General features: G+C 68.5%; 14 protein-coding genes. 11 read left to right on the forward strand and 3 right to left on the reverse strand.

From position 1 onward, the window contains the following. Positions 1-5 precede the first annotated feature (5 nt). Together ABR571_RS12175 and solA are read left to right on the forward strand one after the other, a co-directional pair. The gene (locus ABR571_RS12175; RefSeq protein WP_409453473.1) at positions 6-1,043 is read left to right on the forward strand and encodes a homocysteine S-methyltransferase family protein; all 1,038 of its coding nucleotides are present in this window, start codon (positions 6-8) and stop codon (positions 1,041-1,043) included. Continuing rightward, the gene (gene solA / locus ABR571_RS12180; protein ID WP_409453474.1) at positions 1,040-2,236 is read left to right on the forward strand and encodes an N-methyl-L-tryptophan oxidase; all 1,197 of its coding nucleotides are present in this window, start codon (positions 1,040-1,042) and stop codon (positions 2,234-2,236) included. Before ABR571_RS12175 ends, solA begins: the two co-directional genes overlap by 4 nt. On the opposite strand, the gene ABR571_RS12185 is transcribed toward solA, so the two are convergent. Continuing rightward, positions 2,203-3,144, reverse strand: coding sequence for a LysR family transcriptional regulator (locus ABR571_RS12185; RefSeq protein ID WP_409453475.1), 942 nt, complete (start codon positions 3,142-3,144; stop codon positions 2,203-2,205). The two genes, solA and ABR571_RS12185, sit on opposite strands and share 34 nt — an antisense overlap. Positions 3,145-3,348: 204 nt before the next feature. Here ABR571_RS12185 and ABR571_RS12190 point away from each other — a divergent pair, with 204 nt between their 5' ends. The 5 genes from ABR571_RS12190 (at position 3,349) to ABR571_RS12210 (ending at position 7,948) form a co-directional block, all read left to right on the forward strand. Further along, a complete protein-coding gene (locus tag ABR571_RS12190) occupies positions 3,349-4,407 on the forward strand; it encodes an ABC transporter ATP-binding protein (protein WP_409453476.1) in 1,059 nt (352 codons plus the stop codon). Further along, the gene (locus ABR571_RS12195; RefSeq protein WP_409453477.1) at positions 4,407-5,144 is read left to right on the forward strand and encodes an ABC transporter permease; all 738 of its coding nucleotides are present in this window, start codon (positions 4,407-4,409) and stop codon (positions 5,142-5,144) included. Before ABR571_RS12190 ends, ABR571_RS12195 begins: the two co-directional genes overlap by 1 nt. A 4-nt stretch (positions 5,145-5,148) precedes the next feature. Then, complete coding sequence (locus ABR571_RS12200) at positions 5,149-5,907, forward strand: ABC transporter permease (RefSeq protein WP_409453478.1); 759 nt, start codon at positions 5,149-5,151, stop codon at positions 5,905-5,907. 29 nt (positions 5,908-5,936) lie between these two features. Next, positions 5,937-6,911: a glycine betaine ABC transporter substrate-binding protein gene (locus tag ABR571_RS12205; RefSeq protein ID WP_409453479.1), complete on the forward strand. Its 975-nt coding sequence runs from the start codon at positions 5,937-5,939 to the stop codon at positions 6,909-6,911. 128 nt (positions 6,912-7,039) lie between these two features. Continuing rightward, the gene (locus ABR571_RS12210) at positions 7,040-7,948 is read left to right on the forward strand and encodes an NAD(P)-dependent oxidoreductase (protein WP_409453480.1); all 909 of its coding nucleotides are present in this window, start codon (positions 7,040-7,042) and stop codon (positions 7,946-7,948) included. Between the two features lie 3 nt (positions 7,949-7,951). On the opposite strand, the gene ABR571_RS12215 is transcribed toward ABR571_RS12210, so the two are convergent. Beyond that, positions 7,952-8,485 carry a hypothetical protein gene (locus tag ABR571_RS12215; RefSeq protein ID WP_409453481.1) on the reverse strand — a complete coding sequence of 178 codons (534 nt, stop codon included), beginning with the start codon at positions 8,483-8,485 and terminating at the stop codon, positions 7,952-7,954. Positions 8,486-8,747: 262 nt separating this feature from the next. Between ABR571_RS12215 and ABR571_RS12220 the strand changes: the two genes are divergently transcribed. The 3 genes from ABR571_RS12220 (at position 8,748) to ABR571_RS12230 (ending at position 14,924) form a co-directional block, all read left to right on the forward strand. After that, positions 8,748-10,991, forward strand: coding sequence for a (Fe-S)-binding protein (locus ABR571_RS12220; RefSeq protein WP_409453518.1), 2,244 nt, complete (start codon positions 8,748-8,750; stop codon positions 10,989-10,991). A 53-nt stretch (positions 10,992-11,044) separates the two neighbouring features. Next, positions 11,045-13,393, forward strand: a complete 2,349-nt coding sequence (locus ABR571_RS12225) for a transglycosylase domain-containing protein (protein ID WP_409453482.1) — start codon at positions 11,045-11,047, stop codon at positions 13,391-13,393. Between the two features lie 61 nt (positions 13,394-13,454). Further along, entirely contained in the window at positions 13,455-14,924 is a 1,470-nt protein-coding gene (locus ABR571_RS12230; RefSeq protein ID WP_409453483.1) for a glycosyltransferase family 87 protein, read from the forward strand. On the opposite strand, the gene ABR571_RS12235 is transcribed toward ABR571_RS12230, so the two are convergent. Further along, a complete protein-coding gene (locus ABR571_RS12235; protein WP_409453484.1) occupies positions 14,903-15,703 on the reverse strand; it encodes a deoxyribonuclease IV in 801 nt (266 codons plus the stop codon). The genes ABR571_RS12230 and ABR571_RS12235 overlap by 22 nt on opposite strands. A gap of 234 nt (positions 15,704-15,937) precedes the next feature. Here ABR571_RS12235 and ABR571_RS12240 point away from each other — a divergent pair, with 234 nt between their 5' ends. Next, positions 15,938-17,104, forward strand: coding sequence for a hypothetical protein (locus ABR571_RS12240; protein ID WP_409453485.1), 1,167 nt, complete (start codon positions 15,938-15,940; stop codon positions 17,102-17,104). Positions 17,105-17,326 lie beyond the last annotated feature (222 nt).

Raw genomic sequence — 17,326 nt, forward strand, 5'->3', positions numbered from 1 at the left:
GCGCCATGACCGAATCGCTGCTCGATCGCCTCGCCTCCGGCACCGTCCTGTGCGCGGAGGGCTACCTGTTCGAACTCGAGCGTCGTGGCTACTTGCAGGCGGGGGCGTACGTGCCCGAGGTCGTGCTCGACCGCCCAGAGATCGTCGCGGCCCTGCACCGCGACTTCGTCCACGCGGGGTCGGACGTCGTCGAGGCCTTCACCTACTACGCGCATCGCGAAAAGCTGCGCCTCATCGGTCGTGAGGCCGATCTCGAGCCGATGAACCGGCAGGCGCTGGCCACGGCCGCCACGGTCGCCCGAGAGACCGGCGCCCTGCTGGCCGGCGACGTTTGCAACACCAACGTCTGGATCGACGGACAGCGTCCGGACGAGAACGGCGTGCGGGCGATGTTCATGGAGCAGGTCGGCTGGGCCGAGGAGGCCGGCGTCGACTACATCATCGGCGAGACGTTCCAATTCTTCGGCGAGGCGTTGACCGCGCTCGAGGTCATCCAGTCGACCGGCCTACCGGCGGTGATCACCTTCGGTGCGCACCAGGACGAGCTGACCCGCGACGGGCTCACTCTTGCCGAGGCGTGCCGCCGGCTGCAGGACGCCGGCGCCGCCGTCGTAGGGCTGAACTGCATCCGCGGACCGGAGACGATGCTGCCGCTGCTGGCCGGAATCGTCGACGCGGTCGACATCCCGGTGGCGGCACTGCCGGTGCCCTACCGCACGACGCCGGCCGAGCCCACCTTCCAGTCCCTGACCGACCCGGACGGTGCACCGGTCCCCGAGGGCCGCGCCTTCCCCGTCGCGCTCGATCCATTGACGTGCACGCGCTACGACATCGCGGAGTTCACCCGCGGCGCCCTCGACGCAGGTGTGCGCTACCTCGGGTTGTGCTGCGGCGCCGGCCCGCACCACGTGCGGGCAATGGCCGAGGCGATGGGCCGCAGGCCGCCGGCCAGCCGCTTCTCCGCCGACATGACCAAGCACGCGTATCTCGGCACCGACCCGAGTCTGCGGCGGGAGAATCTCGAATTCGCCGCGCACCTGTGACCCGTCGGTTCCGGTACGCCGTCGTCGGCGGCGGGGGCATCGGCAGCGCCACCGCGTACTGGTTGAGCAGGACCGCCGGAGAGGATGTGCTCTGCCTCGAGCAGTGGGAACTGGGCCACGATCGCGGGGCCTCCGAGGACCACTCACGCATCATCCGCCTCGGCTACCACGCCGCGCACTACACCGCGCTGACCCGGGATTCCTACGCCGCCTGGGACGTGGTCGAACGGGAGTCAGGAGTGCAGTTGGTGCACCGCACCGGCATGGTGAACCTGGCGCAGCCGGGCACCGAGGGCAGCACCATCCTCGACAACTACGAGGCGGCGATGACCGCTCACGACATCCGCTACGAGCGTTTCGACGGCCGTGAGGTGATGCGTCGGTGGCCTCAATTCCGGCTGGCCGGCGACCACGACGCGATCTTCCAGGCCGATGGCGGCATCCTCGACATCCGCAAGGCCGTCGCCGTCCACTTCGCGCTCGCGCGCGCCAACGGCGCGACGGTCCGGCCGGACGCCGAGGTGACCCAGATCGACGACTCCGGCCCGGCGATCCGGCTGCGCACCAGCGCCGGCGACTTCGAGGCCGAGCGGGTCGTGATCTGTGCCGGCGCCTGGACGGCTCGGTTGCTGGAGACACAACTCGGCATCCGCTGGCCGATCCGGCTGACCCAGGAACAGGTCACCTACTTCTCCACCGCTCACCCGCGGCGCTTCACCCCCGAACGGTTCCCGATCTGGATCTGGCACGGCCAGGAGGAGTACTACGGCTTCCCGGTCTACGGCGAGGTGGCGACAAAGGCGGCGCAGGAGATCTGTGGCGAGTCGGTCGGCCTCGACGCGCAGAGCTGGGTGCCTGACCGGGCCCGCATCGACCGCGTCTCCGACTTCGTCGAGAGCGTCCTGCCCGGCTACAGCGGCCCCGAGCTCTACACGCGCTGCTGCCTCTACGACATGCCGCCGGACCGCGACTTCGTCGTGGACCGGCTGCCCGGTCATCCGAACATCGCGATCGGGATCGGGGCGGGGCACGCGGCCAAGTTCGCGGGGATCCTCGGGCGCATACTTGCCGAACTGAGCACCGCCGGCACGACCAGCTACCCGATCGAGGCGTTCCGCGCCGATCGCCCGGCGCTCGTCGACCCGAAGTTCGCCCCCGGCTACCGCCTCGGGGCGGCCGTCACCTCGGGCTGAGCCGGGTCCGGCCGCGTGGCGCGGCGCCGCGGCTCGATGGAGCGCAGGATGTCGAGCATCGCCGCGGCCGCGGGTGAACGCAGACCGTCGCGACGGGTGACGGCCTGGATGCGCCGGCTCGGAGCGTCGGGGCCCAGCGGGCGCAGCACGACGTCCTCGTTCGCCGGGAACAGGGCCAGGTCGGGCAGCAGCGCCACCCCGAGCCCGGCGCCGACCAGCTCGTGGATGGCGGTGTAGTCGTCGCTTTCGTAGGCGACGGTGACGTTGCGGCCGAGGCGCGCGAAGGCGTCGCCGAGGACGTCGCCTCCCCACGCGTCGGGCGGGACGTTGATCCACCGCTCGTCGCCGAGATCGGCCAGGCGCAGTTCCGCCCGGCGGGCCAAACGGTGTTCGCGGTGCAATGCCAGGCGGAACGGATCGATGAACAACTCGTCGATCTCGACGTCCGGCGCCGGCGCGAGGTCGACGGTGAGGACGAGATCCAGGCGGCCTTCGCGCAGCCGCGCGATCCCCTGACTGGTCGTCGCCTGCTCGACGCGGACGTCGACGTCGGGATGGCGCAGCTGGAACTCGTCGACCGCGCGGGGCACGATCGTGGCGCCCGCGGTCGCGAACGACGCCATGCGCAGCTGCCCGCGACGCAATTCCGACAGATCGCGCAGCGCGGCCTCGGCCGCGGCGAGCTGGGCCAGTACAAGTTCGGCGTGCGACACCAGCAGAACCCCGGCCTCGGTGAGAACGACACCGCGCGAGCGCCGCTCGAGAAGCGTGACGCCGGCCTCGCGCTCGAGGGCGGCAATCTGCTGGGAGATGGCCGAGGCGGTGTAGGACAGGGCCTCGGCCGCGCCGGACAACGAACCGCGCCGCGCGACCTCGCAGAGCACCATCAGGCGGCGGACGTCGAGCACGGCCGAAGTTTATGTCCACGAGCGGCGGGCCGGCCGGTTCGACGGAAATCGGGACATCGTGAGCAGCTCGGCTTGCCGATCGTTCGATGACGGTTTTTCATAACGGTGCAGTCACGGAAGTCGATCAATTTTCCGGGACGCGGACTTTGTTCCCGGCCCTGCCTACTATGAGCGAACTCCGCAATCCGGAAGGATGATTCCGAGGTGACGAACACCGACCAGAGCGATTCGGCGGCCGCGGCCAAGGCGGGCCGGGGTTCGAAGGCCACCGCGAACGTCACGGCAGCCCCGCTGGAGTTCCGCAATGTCGTCAAGCGCTATCCGGGTGCGCCGACCGCAGCGATCAACGATCTCTCCTTCACGGTGCCGGCCGGTGAGGTCTGCGTGCTCGTCGGGCCGTCCGGCTGCGGGAAGACCACGGCCATGCGCCTGGTGAACCGGATGATCGACATGACCGGTGGCTCGATCCTGATCGACGAGAAGACCATCGGCCAGCGCCAGCCGGCCGAACTGCGTCGTGAGATCGGTTACGTCATCCAGCACGTCGGCCTGTTCCCGCACCTCACCATCAACAACAACATCAGCACCGTGCCGAAGCTGCTCGGCTGGGACCGCAAACGCATGGCCGCCCGCTGCGAGGAGCTGCTCGAGCTCGTCGGGCTACCGGCGGAGATGGGGCGGCGCTACCCCAGTCAGCTCTCCGGCGGCCAGCGACAGCGTGTCGGTGTCGCCCGCGCCCTCGCGGCCGATCCGCCCCTGATGCTGATGGACGAGCCGTTCGGGGCCATCGACCCGATCAACCGCGAGCGCCTGCAGAATGAGTTCCTGCGCTTGCAGCGCGAGATCCGCAAGACCATCGTCTTCGTCACGCACGACATCGACGAGGCCATCAAGATGGGCGATCGAATTGCGATCCTGCGCGAGGGCGGCGAGCTCGTCCAATTCGACACCCCCCACCGCATCCTGGCCGAACCGGCCGACGATTTCGTCGCCCAGTTCGTCGGCGCCGACCGCGGGCTCAAGCGGCTCGCGCTGACCCGCTTGGACGAGATCGAGCTCAAAGCGAGTGTCGACGGCGCCGGTGGGCAGACGATCTCGTCCAAGGCCACCCTGCGCGAGGCGCTGTCCTTGATGATGATCGAGGAACTGCGTCCCGTGGCCGTGCTCGACCCGGACGGCAACCGCCGGGGATACGTGACCATCGAGCTGCTCAACCAGAGCCTGCGGCGGGCCCGCACCGACACCGGGACGGGGGCCGCCTGATGGTGCTCGCGGCCCTCGGGGGGAGCGCCGACAAACCGGTCATCCCGAACTTCGGCGACACGTCGTCCTGTGTGCGGAACAACGAGACGTTCTGCTGGGGGTGGTTCAAGGCGCACTGGAGCACAACGTTCGAGCCCGCCCTCATCGACCACATCCGGCTGACCGTCATCGCGGTCGCCATCGGTTTCGCCATCTCGTTCCTGCTCGCCATCGCCGCGCACCGCTACGGCTGGCTGACGACGCCGATCACGCTGATCGGCAGCCTGCTCTACACGATCCCGTCGCTGGCGGCGTTCGCGATCCTCGTGTCGATCACCGGCATCAACGACTACACCGTCGAGCTCCCGTTGATCTCCTACACATTGCTGATCCTGTTCACGAACACCCTCGCCGGCTTGACCGGGGTATCACCCGACGTCGTCGACGCCGCCCGCGGCAGCGGGTTGACGCCACGCCAGACGCTCATGCGGGTTGAGTTGCCGCTGGCCCTGCCGACCATCATCGCCGGCCTGCGGGTCGCAGTGGTGACGATCATCTCGTTGACCACCATCGCCGCGTACATCGTTCCCGAAGGCCTGGGCAAGCCGATCTTCGACGCGCTGGCGAGCGGCGACTTCAACACCAAGTTCATCGCCGCCGGCGTGCTGTGCGTCGCTCTCGCCCTGGTGGCAGACGCCCTCTTCGCGATCATCCAACGAGTGCTGACGCCCTGGGCGTCATCGCGCCGGGCCACGTGACGCCATGAGCAACGAATTCAGCGGCGCCTTCACCTGGCTGTCCGACAACTCCCACCTCGTCAAGCACGATCTCTACGCACACCTGGAGATCTCGGTCGAATCGGTGGCGATCGCGCTGGCGATCGGACTGCCCCTGGGGCTCTTCCTGGGGCACCTGCACCGGTTCTCGTTCCTGGCGATCAACGTCTCGAACATCGGCCGGGCGCTGCCCAGCCTGGCCGTTCTCGCGATTCTGTTGCCGTTCGTGGGCATCGGGAAGACGAACGTGATCATCGCGCTGGTCGTGTTGGCCTTCCCGCCGATCCTCACCAACACCTACGTGGCGATCGACCAGGTCGACACGGACACCGTCGACGCGGCCAAGGGGCTCGGCATGCGTCCATTGCAAGTGTTGCTGCGGGTCGAGATGCCGCTCGCGCTGCCGCTCATCTTCGCCGGGATTCGCACGTCGGCCGTGTTCGTGGTCGCGACCGCCACTCTGGCCGGTTTCTTCGGCGGCGGAGGTCTCGGGGACATCATCAACAATCCGGAGTCCTACGGCCTGGTCGGGATCATCGGAGCCTCCTACGTTCTGATTGTCCTGGCGTTTCTCGTGCAGGGCGTGTTCGTCCTGCTCGAGATCGCCGTCACCCCGGCCGGCCTCCGGAAGAACCGAGGGTTGCGCGGATTGCGGCGCCGGCAGACGCAGACGCTCCTCGACGCCGGGGCCGCCGACACCGAACGTCTCGACGAGACGAGTTCGCAAGCCGAAATGACAGCGTGACGCCAACTGAAAAAAGGGAGAAGTGCCTGATGAAATCGACCGGAGTGTTCGGCCGTACCGTCACCGCTGGGATTGCGGTGGCTCTCGCAGCCACCTTGGCGGCATGCGGTTCGAGCGGGGGGAAGAGCAAGAACAGCGGCGCCGCCTCTGGCGGGGCCAAGGGCAGTACCAGCAACAGTCAGCCCGGCAAGGGCAAGCCCGCCATCGTCATGGGTGACAAGAACTTCGCCGAGCAGTACCTGTTGGGCGAGCTGTACAAGCAGGCGCTGCAGGCCAAGGGCTTCACGGTCACGCTCAAGGGCAACATCGGCAGCTCGACGGTGATCGACAAGGCGCTGACCAGCGGCAAGATCCAGTGGTACCCGGAGTACAGCGGCGTGATCTACACCGAGCTGGCCAAGCTGGGCGACCGCCCGAAGAGTGCCGAGATCACTTTGCAGGGTGCGACCGACTATGAGAAGAAGCGCGGTTTCACCGTCCTCGCGCCCACGCCGTTCCAGGACGCCGACGGCATGGCGGTGTCCAACAAGTTCGCCCAGCAGCACGGACTTAAGACGATCGACGACCTCAAGAAGGTCAAGTCCTTCACCTACGGCGGCCCGCCGGAGAACGGCACCCGATTCCAGGGCGTCAAGGGGCTGCAGCAGGCATACGGCCTGCACAACTTCACCTTCAAGCCGGTGCCGATCGGCAGCCAGTACCAGGCGCTCGACCAAGGCAAGCTCGACTCGATCGCGATCTTCACCACCGATGGTCAGCTGGCGAGCAAGAAGTACACGGTGCTCACCGACACGAAGGGCATCTTCGGCTTCCAGCAGGTCGTCCCGGTCGTGAAGAACAGCCTGATCACGGCCGAGGGGCCGGCGTTCGCGCAGACCCTGAATGCGGTCAGTGCCCTGCTCTCGACGGACGCGATCGTGGCGCTGAACAAGGCCGTCCAGATCGACCAGAAGGATCCGGCCGTCGTCGCCAAGGCCTTCCTGCAGGCCAACCACCTGGCGTAGCCGACCGGCCCGGCCACACGCAGCGAGGTACAGGGGCGGTGCCTCTGTACCTCGCTGCGTGCCGTGGACCGGATATCAGCACGGCGGAAGGGACCGGGATTGGCCGGCGGGGCGGGTGCGGACAGCCGATGAGCGCGGTCGCGGTCATCGGAATCGGCCGGATCGGGTTGCCGCTGGTACGGCGCCTGGTCGCCGCGGGCCATCTCGTGCGCGCCCACGACGTCCGTCCGGAGGTCGAACGCCAGGTGCGGGCGGCCGGGGCCACGTGGGCGCCGCGGCTTGCCGACGCGATCGCCGGCAGCGAGGTCGTCCTCACCGTCCTGCCGGGCAGCAGCGAGTTGGCGAACGTGGCGCTCGGCCCGGAGGGGCTGCTCGTCGGGCTGTCACCCGGTCCGGTTTGGGTGGACCTCACCAGCGCTGCTCCCGACCTCGCAACTCGTCTCGCCGAGGCCGCGCTCGCGAGGGGCATCGCCTACCTCGACGCACCCCTCGGCGGCGGCGTTCAGGCGATGACCGACGGCACGGTCGGTTTGTACGTGGGCGGCCCTGCGAGCACGTTGGCGCAGGTCCGGCCGGTTCTGCAGGCGTTCGCAACCGAGATCCGGCACGTCGGCGGCCCCGGGGCCGGGTACCTCGCCAAGTTGCTGATCAATGCCTTGTGGTTCGGACAAGCGGTCATGACCGCCGAGGCGCTGCTCGTCGCCCAGCGTGCCGGCATCAACGCATCCACGATGGCGACGGCCCTGGGCGGCAGCGCAGGCGACGGAGCGTTCGCCCACCGCCACCTGTCCGCTCTCTTGCGGGGCGACTACCTCACCACGTTCGGGCTGGACCGCTGCGTCGAGGAGCTGGACTCGGTACTCCGGTTCGCCGACGATCAGAACCTGCCCCACCCGATGCTGACGGCCCTCACGGACCTCCACCGGCACGCGCTCGAGCATTTCGGCCCGGTGAACGGTGAGCTGATGGCGGTCGCGCTGTTGGAGGCGCGGGCCGGCACCCTGCTTCGCGCGGAGCAGCCGGACGCGGACGGTTGAGATTCAGCGCGCCTTGCCCGGCTTGTCCGCTTTGGGACGGACCGACGCCGTGGCGTCGTCGGCGTCGCGAGCGGACGTGAGCCGGCGCAACATACCGGCGCCGGGCAGTTCGCTCAGGATCGTGAGGACCCGCTCGATCGTCGACTGGAGGATCGCGACCTGCTTCTGGGTGTCCGTGGCGGCACGCATGGCCGGGACGGCCTCCTTGCGCAGAGCATCCAGGACCTCCGGGATCTCCCGCAACGCCTTCGGGTCGATCGAGCCGAGCACCTTCTCCATCGGCCCGGTGAGGTTCTTGGTCGCGGTCTCGATGCTCGTCACGGCCCGGTCGAGGCGCCCGATCGTCTGGTTGAACCGCTCGATCGAGTCGTTGAACGTCTTCATCGTCGCCGGGAACTGACCGATCAGCCGGGCGTTCTGCTCGAGCATCTCCTGCATCCAGCGGGCCTGGGCGTCGGCCGACCTCATCAGGTCGCCGACCACCGGAATGGCACCGACTGCGGACGGGACTCGTGAGGCATCCGGCTTTTTCGCCATGGCTCGTTTGTAGCCGGTTCCCGCGGCGGTGTCGACCGGCGAACGGGCCGCAACAGGGAGCGGGCAGGATCAATGCGTGGGTCCCGCCACATACAGGGGCGGGATTGGGTTACCGGCCGGTAATAACGAATAGTCTCGACTAGGTTCCCCGGCTTCGCTCGACTGCGAGGAGAGCACGTTGTCGCACACCGTCGCGCACGGAGTGATCATCGACTGGGAGTGGACGAGCCCTGGCTGGCTACGGATCACTCTCGCCCTGGCGATGCTCGTCGTCACCGCCACCGTCGCCGGCCGGCGGATCGCATGGCTGGTGAAGCTGATCCGCTCGGGCAAGAAGGTCGACGGTCGGACCGACGATCTGCAGGAGCGGTTCAAGGACCAGATCGTCGAGGTATTCGGGCAGCAGCGGCTGTTGAAGTGGAACGCACCCGGCCTCGCCCACTTCTTCACCTTCTGGGGCTTCGTGATCCTCGGCCTCACCATCGTCGAGGCGTTCGGCGCGCTGGTGCTGAGCCAGGACTTCGCGATCCCGATCTTCGGTCACGCGCGCTGGCTGGGCTTCCTCGAGGACTTCTTCGCCGTTGCCGTGCTGCTCGGCCTGACGTATTTCGCGATCAACCGGCTGCGCAACGCACCCGAGCGCAAGCAGCGGGCGAGCCGCTTCTACGGCTCGCACACCGGCCCGGCCTGGGCGGTGCTGGGCATGATCGCGCTGGTCGTCATCACCCTGCTGCTCTACCGCGGCGCCCAGTACAACACCGGGCACTTCCCGTTCGGCCGGTCGAAGTGGCCTTTCGCGTCCTACCTCGTGGCCAAGGCGCTCGGCGCCGGCGCCTACAACCAGGGTGTCGAGACGTTCTTCCTCCTGGCACAGATGGCCGTCATCTTCGGTTTCACGATCCTCGTGACCTACTCGAAGCACCTGCACATCGCGACGGCGCCGCTCAACGTGCTGACCAAGCGCGAGCCGACCGCTCTCGGCTCGCTGCTTCCGGTCACCGACGACGACGGCAAGCCGATCGACTTCGCCGACGCCGAGAACCTCTCAGAGGACACGGTCTTCGGCCGCGGCAAGATCGAGGACTTCACCTGGAAGGGCTACCTGGACTTCGCCACCTGTACCGAGTGTGGGCGCTGCCAGTCGCAGTGCCCGGCGTGGAACACCGGCAAGCCGTTGTCGCCCAAGCTGGTGATCATGGACCTGCGTGACCACCTCTTCGCCAAGGCGCCGTACATCTTCGGCACGATGGAAGCGCCGGCCGATCACGTCCCGGACTTCAAGCCCGAGGGTTCGGAGCACGGGCACGCGGTGCCCGAGGCCGGCTACCCGCGCGTCCAGGGGGCCGTTCCGGAGCAAGCCGTCCGTCCGCTCGTCGGCACCGCCGCGGAGGGCGGCGTCATCGACCCGGACGTTCTCTGGTCGTGCACCACGTGTGGCGCGTGCGTCGAGCAGTGCCCGGTCGACATCGAACACATCGACCACATCGTCGACATGCGGCGCTACCAGGTGCTGATCGAGTCCGCGTTCCCGTCCGAGGCCGGCGTCATGCTGCGCAACATCGAGAACAAGGGCAACCCGTGGGGCATGTCCGACAAGGGCCGCGACGAGTGGATGGACGACCTGTCCTTCGAGGTCCGCCGGGCCCAGCCGGGCACCAAGTTGGACGCTGACATCGACTACCTGTTCTGGGTGGGCTGTGCCGGCGCGCTCGAGGACCGCTCTCGCAAGGTGACGATCGCGTTCTCCGAACTGCTGCACGTCGCCGGTGTCGAGTTCGCCGTGCTCGGTTCGGCCGAGTCGTGCTCGGGTGACCCGGCCCGCCGGCTGGGCAACGAGTTCCTGTTCCAGATGCAGGGCATGCAGAACGTCGAGACGCTGAACTCGATCACCCGGGCCGAGCCACTGAAGATCGTGGCGACCTGCCCCCACTGCTTCAACACCCTCGCCAACGAGTACCCGCAACTGGGCGGGCACTACGAGGTCATCCACCACACCCAGCTGCTGGGCAAGCTCGTCGCCCACGGCAAGCTGACGCCGGTCGAGCCGGTGGACAAGAAGGTCACCTATCACGACCCCTGCTACCTCGGGCGGCACAACAAGGTCTACACGCCGCCGCGCGAGGTCCTCGGCGCCATCCCGCAGCTGCGCTCGGAGGAGATGCACCGCTGCAAGGAGCGGGGGTTCTGCTGCGGCGCCGGCGGCGCCCGGTTCTGGATGGAGGAGAAGATCGGCAAGCGGATCAACGTCGAGCGCACCGACGAGGCGCTCGGCCTGGATCCCGACCTGATCTCCACCGCCTGCCCGTTCTGCATGGTGATGCTGTCCGACGCCGTGGCGGCCAAGGTCGGCGAGGGCGAGGTCCGCGAGGACGTGAAGGTCCTGGACGTCGCGCAGATCCTGGAGCAGTCGCTGACCGCGCCGCCGCCTCCCGCGTCCCAGACGGCCGAGGACCCCACGCCCAGCCCGGAGCCGTCGCCGGACCCGGAGCCGGCGCCTGCCACCTGACCTCGCTGAGACGAACTCCCGCCGCCCGGAACCGCCAAGTAACCTCCGAACTGATGAGTAACGAGGGCGAGCGTTTGCAGTTGGGTCGGGACAAGCGCCGGCGACCGTCGGATTCGGGCAACGCGCCCGATTCCCCGGACGACGCCGGCGCTTTGGCCCGCTTCCGTCACCGGCGTCGGCAGCGGCGTGCGGCCACGAAGGCCCGGGTTGCCGCGATGTCCGGGCGCCGGCGCTTCGCCCGCCGCTCGATGATCGTGGGCACCTGGCTGCTCGGCTTCGTCGCCGCGGGCATGGTCGCCGTGATCGGCATGTACTACATGTTCACGGACGTGCCGCGCCCGGAGACACTGCCGGTCGTCCAAGTGGCGACGATCGAGTACTCCGACGGCTCCACGCTGGCCCGGATCGGCACGGAGGACCGGACCATCGTGCACCTGGAGCAGGTGCCCCAACACGTGCGGTGGGCCGTCCTGGCCGCCGAGGACCGGGGCTTCTACAGCGAGCCAGGGGTCTCGATCCGCGGCACCGTCCGTGCGGCGCTGACAGACGTCACCGGCGGCAACACCCAGGGCGGCTCCGGCATCACCCAGCAGTACGTGAAGAACGCCTACCTGAACAACGCGACGTCACTGACCCGCAAGCTCAAAGAGCTGATGATCGCGGTGAAGCTGACCCGCAACTACTCCAAGGATCAGATCCTCGAGTTCTACCTGAACACCGTGTACTTCGGCCGCGGCGCCTACGGCATCCAGGCCGCCGCCCACGCGTTCTTCAACCAGGACGTCGGCAAGCTGACGGTGGCGCAGGGCGCACTGCTGGCGGGGTTGCTGCGCGCGCCCAGCTACTACGACCCGGCCAACGACCAGACGGTGGCCCAGCAGAGGTGGCGCTACGTCATCGACGGCATGGTCAAGACGAAACACCTGACCCAGGCGCAGGAGCTCGCCCTGAAGTTCCCGACGACGATCCCGCCACGAGGGAACGGGTTGGGCAGTTCGGGCTGGCACTCGCTGGTGGTCAACAGGGTGCTGGCCGAACTGCAGGCACATGGCATCAGCGAGGCCCAGGTGAACAAGCGCGGCCTCACGATCCGGACCACGATCGACAAGAAGGCCCAGAAGGCTGCGCTGACGGCGATCAACACGACGTTCGCGCACCTGACCAAGAAGCAGCGCAACCTCAAGAACGCGCTGACCGCAGTCGACCCGAAGACCGGCGCGGTGCTCGCCTATTACGGCGGGTCCGGGCCGGGCAAGAAGGGCTACGACGGCAAGGTCGACTACAACGACTACGCCGGCCGCGGCGGTCGCCCGCCGGGCTCGTCGTTCAAGCCCTACACGCTCGCAACCGTCCTCACCCAGACGGTCAAGAAGCAAGAGGGCAAGCAACACCTGGCGATCGACAGCATCGTCGATGGCAGCTACAAGAAGAAGATCGACGGCACGCTGATCCAGAACGACCCGGGCGACGAGTCGGTGAGCAGCCCGCAGATCAAGCTGGCCCTGGCGATGAAGTACTCGCTCAACACGACCTTCGACCAGCTCGCGTTCCAGGCCGGTCCGGACAACGTCGCCGACACTGCCCATGCGATGGGAGTCGCGGAGAAGAACAGCAACGGTACGAAGACCCTGCAGGACCGCAACGGGCACACGACGTTCGGCATCGGCATCGGGGACTACGCCGTCACCCCGCTCGACCAGGCGGTCGGCTTCGCCACCCTCGACAACGGCGGGAAGCGCAACGATCCCTACTTCGTGCAGAAGGCGACGGCGTCCGACGGCGAGGTCGTGTACACCCATCACGGCTCGGCCAAGCAGGCCATCGACAAGCGGGTCGCCAACGACACCACGCTCACGCTCGAGCCGATCGCCGCCTGGTCCGACGACGCTTTGGCCAACGGGCGCCCGTCCGCGGCCAAGACCGGTACCGAGGGCATCACCAAGAAGGGCTCGTTCGACAACAGCGACGCCTGGATGGTCGGGTTCACCCCGCAGGTCAGCGCCTCGGTGTGGGTCGGCACGGGGCTGTCCAAGCCCATCTTCAACGCCGCGGGCCAGCCGCTCTACGGTGCCGACCTGCCGGGCAAGACCTGGAAGCTGTTCATGGACACCTACCTGGCCGGCAAGCCCGCGCTCAAGCTGCCCAGCAAGCAACTGATCGCGGCCAACGGCGGCAAGCCGAAGCCCAGCCCGACGTTCACGCCGAAGCCGACGCAATCCAAGACGCCGAAGCCGACGTTCTCGATCACGTCCGGCTTCCCGTCCCCGACTGCGGCTCCGTCCTCGTCGACGCCGTACACCCCGCCGCCGGTGCCGAGCGGAAGCAACAGCGCGACCCCGTCGTGCGGCGCGTTGTTGGGCAAGCCATGCAAGTCGACTCCGGCCGCATCCGCCGGGCCGTAACTCAACCGCGGCGCCTCCGCAGCCGCAACCGGCGGCATGCCAGGATGACGCGGTGACGCGCGTGGCCGAACCGCACGACGCGGCCGAGCCGTCGGATGTCGCGCCCGCACCTGCGGTCGCGCCGGCCCGGTTGCCGAGTCGCGCCGATCCGACCGCCTGGCGCGCGGCCCGGGCCATCGGCGGAGCCTGGGGCCGGCACGCCGGCGTGCCCTCGCGTTCCTGGTGGACGCCGGTGCGGTGGCTGCTGGCCATGACGATCGGCACCTTGTTGCTCGGCTACGCGGAGAAGTCGCCGTGCGCCGATGGCATCTGGACCGGTCACAAGCAATACACGCACTTCTGTTACTCCGACGTCGTCCCGCTGTGGAGTGACGAGCGCCTCGACGTCGGCGCCGTGCCCTACCGCGACACTGCCGTCGAATACCCGGTGCTCACCGGCGCGTTCATGTGGTTGACCGCCGATCTGACGCGCGGGGTGCATGCCATCTCCTCCGACTGGTCGGAGCAGGTGGTCTTCGGGGTGTTGACCGCGATCCTGTTGTCGCTGTGCGGACTCGTGGTGACCGCGGCCACGGCGCAGACGGCGCGGCGAAGACCGTACGACGCCGCGATCTTCGCGCTCTCCCCCCTGCTGATCTTCCACGCCTTCTCGAACTGGGATTTGCTCGCCATGGCGTTCGCGTCCTGCGCCTTGTGGGCGTGGTCGCGCAACCGGCCGCTCCTGGCCGGGGCGATGATCGGGCTGGGCACGGCGGCGAAGCTGTATCCCGTGTTCCTGCTCGTGGCCATCGGGATCCTCGCGGTGCGAACTCGCAAGTTCGCCGACGCTCTGTGGGCGACGGTCGCGGCCGGGCTGGTGTGGTGCGCGGTGAACGTCCCCGTCGGCATCGCCTACCACCACGGCTGGTGGGAGTTCTACAAGTTCAGCATCGAGCGACCAACCGAACGCTCCACCGTCTGGGCCTTGCTGAAGACCCTCTTCGACGGGTCGTTCACGGCCGGCGACACGCCGTTCTGGAAGCCGCCGGGGCTGGCGGTGGCGTTGGCGCTCGTCGCGGCGCTCACCGTCGTCGTCGTCCTCGGGCTGGCGGCACCGGTGCGGCCACGGCTGGCCCAGCTCGCCTTCCTGTCGGTCCTCGCCTTCCTGATGACGACGAAGGTGTGGAGCCCGCAGTACTCCCTGTGGCTGGTTCCTCTGATCGCCTTGGCCCGTCCGCGCTGGCGACTCACGATGGTCTGGCAGCTGTTCGAGGTCGCGGTCTGGTTCGCCACGCTGACGTTGTTGCTCGGCTACGACGTCGCCGCGCACGGCATCAGCTATGGCTGGCTGGCCCTGTTGCTGGTGATCCGCGACGGGCTGCTGATCGGGCTGGCTGCACTGGTCGTGCGCGAGATGTGGTGTCCGTGGCTGGACGTCGTGCGGGTCGACGGGATCGACGATCCGAGCGGCGGCCCGTTCGACGGCGCTCCTGACTACTGGATGCGCGACGCCGAGGATGAGCTCGACGATCAGATCGACTTGCGCAGGTAGTCGATGTCCGCGCCCTGGCCCTCGACGCCGCCCGGGGTTTCGACGATCACGTCGCTGCCGGCCGCGCGGCAGACGTCGGCGATGGCGGCCGCGTCGATCTGACCGGAACCGATGTTGGCGTGCCGATCGGCGCCGGAGTCGAACCCGTCGCGGCTGTCGTTCGCGTGCACGAGGTCGATGCGCCCGGTGATCGCCCGGACGCGGTCGACGATGCCATCGAGGTCCTCGCCACCGGCGTGGGCGTGGCAGGTGTCGAGGCAGAAGCCGACGCCGTACTCGCCGACGGCGTCCCAGAGCTGGGCGAGCCGGTCGAAGCGCCGGGCCATCGCGTTGGTGCCGCCGGCGGTGTTCTCGATCAGGATCTGGACGGGGTAACCGCCGCTCTCCTCGGCCACCCGCGAGAATGCCTTGCGCCAGTTGTCGACGCCGATGGCCGGATCGTCGTCGGCGTTCAAATGGCCGCCATGCACGATCAGGGCCTTCGCGCCGACGCCCGCGGCCGCTTCGGCGTGCTGGGCGAGCAGCTTGCGGCTCGGGATGCGGATCCGGTTGTTCGTGGTCGCCAGGTTCAATACGTAGGGCGCGTGGACGTACACGGCCAGCTCGGTCGCCCGGATCGCTGCGGCGTGTTCGTGTTCCACCGGCTTCTTCCAGCCCTGCGGATCGGCGAGGAAGAACTGGACGGCGGCCGCGCCGCTCGCTTCGGCCGCCGCCAAGGGGTCCCCCGACTTGACGTGCGCGCCGACTCTGGCTGTCTTGATCGTGCTGTTCCCGGCCATAGGGGCAGATTACGTTCCGGGTCGGACGGCCGCGGCGGGCAATCAGCGGCAATCGAGGCCATTCGGGGCGCGGGCCGGACGCCGCCGGGCGGCCGCGGCCCGGGTGGCGCGCCGGCCCCGCGTAACCGAGACTGGCAAGCAGTCGTTTAGCCAAGGGCCAAGTGCGTTAAGCTTTGGTTGTATTTCGCCCGCCGTCCGGGCGTTCGTCGTCAATGAACCGTGTCAGGAGTGTCGATGCCGGGTCGTCACCAGACCGCGCCGGGAAGCCGTCCCCGGTGGCGCTGGCTAGTCGGGCTCGCCGGCATCGCGGTCACTGCGGCGACCCTGCTCGCCTTCTCACCGGCCGGAGCCGCGTCCACGGTCAACGCGCAGCTGTCACTGACCGGCGTTGCCACCTCGGACAGCGTCCTCGGCGGCTCCGAGATCGGCGTGCATCCGGGCGACACGGTCAACTTCAAGGCCTCGGCGCTGCCCACCGCGGGTCTACAGAACATCCCGGCCCTCGGCGGATTGCTGGACTCGCTGCTCAGCCCGCTGCTCGGGCAGTACCAGGTCGTGGCATCGTTCAGCTCGTCCTTCCCCGGCGGGGCACAGACCGTCACGCTCGGTGGACCGACGAGCGGCGCGTGCGCGGGCGTGCCGGCCAAGTCCTTCACCTTCCCGACCAGGGGCACCTACGCGTTCACCTGGAAGGTCCAGTACGTCCTTCCGGTGCTCCTGGGCTGCACGAAGAACGGCGTGAGCAGCACCAACCTGAACCTGCTCCAGCAGGCCGGTGTCGCGTTGAACGCGTCCAACAGCTGGGTCGGCAAGATCGTCGTCGCCGACAACCCTCCGAAGGGCGGCATCTCGATCCAGCTGCCCGGCGTCTCGGTCGCGCCGAACATCGCCGGTAACCAGCTGCCCACCATCGGCGTTCCCGGGATCAACCTGCCGACGCTCGGCGTGGCCGTCCCTGACCTGAACCCGGCCAAGGGCGCGGGCAGCAATGCCGGCGGCAGCGGGTCGAAGCCGGGCAAGACGACCTCCGCGCCCCCCACGCTGCCCGGCAACGTGGTTCCTGTGCCGGCTCAGGTCGTTCCGCACGGCAGCGGCGACGGGGTGTTCACCGACGGCGGTTTCAACGCCGGTGCCCTGCCGGGGTTCGGTTCGCAGGCCGGTGACTCGGCCGGACTGCTGCCGGTGTCGACGAGCACGGGCACCCAGTCGAGTGCCAAGGCCGCGGCCGCTCCCGCCGCCCAGCCGGACCAGAAGGCTTCCGGCAAGCACAAGACCATCGACCTCGCGTCCGGGCGGTCGTCCACGGGCCAGCTGTCCATCGTGCTCGCGCTCATCGCGATCATCGCGCTCTTCTCGGTCGCCGGCCTGTACGCCCGCCTGTATCTCCTGCGCCGTAACTGATCCGCCGAGGCGGATCTCCTGCTCATTCCGCCGAGGCGGATCTCCTCTGGACCGCTCGCTTCGCTCGGGTCCGTCGTCGCTCCGCACGCAAGCTCGCTTCGCCGCGCGACGGCGGGCGTTCGACCGAAGCTCCTCGTCGCTGGCGCTCCTCGGGCTTGCTCTCGCCGATCACACCGATTTCGGATTCGGTTAGCTCGGCCGGTACTCTGACAGAGTTCGGCC

This window comes from Jatrophihabitans sp., from assembly GCF_046262535.1.
Taxonomy (GTDB): domain Bacteria; phylum Actinomycetota; class Actinomycetes; order Mycobacteriales; family Jatrophihabitantaceae; genus Jatrophihabitans.

Bases quoted from the DNA above. Each gene is read 5' to 3' on its own strand.
- ABR571_RS12175 (WP_409453473.1), top strand. From the start codon at position 6: ATGACCGAATCGCTGCTCGATCGCCTCGCCTCCGGCACCGTCCTGTGC.
- ABR571_RS12195 (WP_409453477.1), top strand. From the start codon at position 4,407: ATGGTGCTCGCGGCCCTCGGGGGGAGCGCCGACAAACCGGTCATCCCG.
- ABR571_RS12200 (WP_409453478.1), top strand. From the start codon at position 5,149: ATGAGCAACGAATTCAGCGGCGCCTTCACCTGGCTGTCCGACAACTCC.
- ABR571_RS12205 (WP_409453479.1), top strand. From the start codon at position 5,937: ATGAAATCGACCGGAGTGTTCGGCCGTACCGTCACCGCTGGGATTGCG.
- ABR571_RS12210 (WP_409453480.1), top strand. From the start codon at position 7,040: ATGAGCGCGGTCGCGGTCATCGGAATCGGCCGGATCGGGTTGCCGCTG.
- ABR571_RS12215 (WP_409453481.1), bottom strand. From the start codon at position 8,485: ATGGCGAAAAAGCCGGATGCCTCACGAGTCCCGTCCGCAGTCGGTGCC.
- ABR571_RS12220 (WP_409453518.1), top strand. From the start codon at position 8,748: ATGCTCGTCGTCACCGCCACCGTCGCCGGCCGGCGGATCGCATGGCTG.
- ABR571_RS12225 (WP_409453482.1), top strand. From the start codon at position 11,045: ATGAGTAACGAGGGCGAGCGTTTGCAGTTGGGTCGGGACAAGCGCCGG.
- ABR571_RS12235 (WP_409453484.1), bottom strand. From the start codon at position 15,703: ATGGCCGGGAACAGCACGATCAAGACAGCCAGAGTCGGCGCGCACGTC.
- ABR571_RS12240 (WP_409453485.1), top strand. From the start codon at position 15,938: ATGCCGGGTCGTCACCAGACCGCGCCGGGAAGCCGTCCCCGGTGGCGC.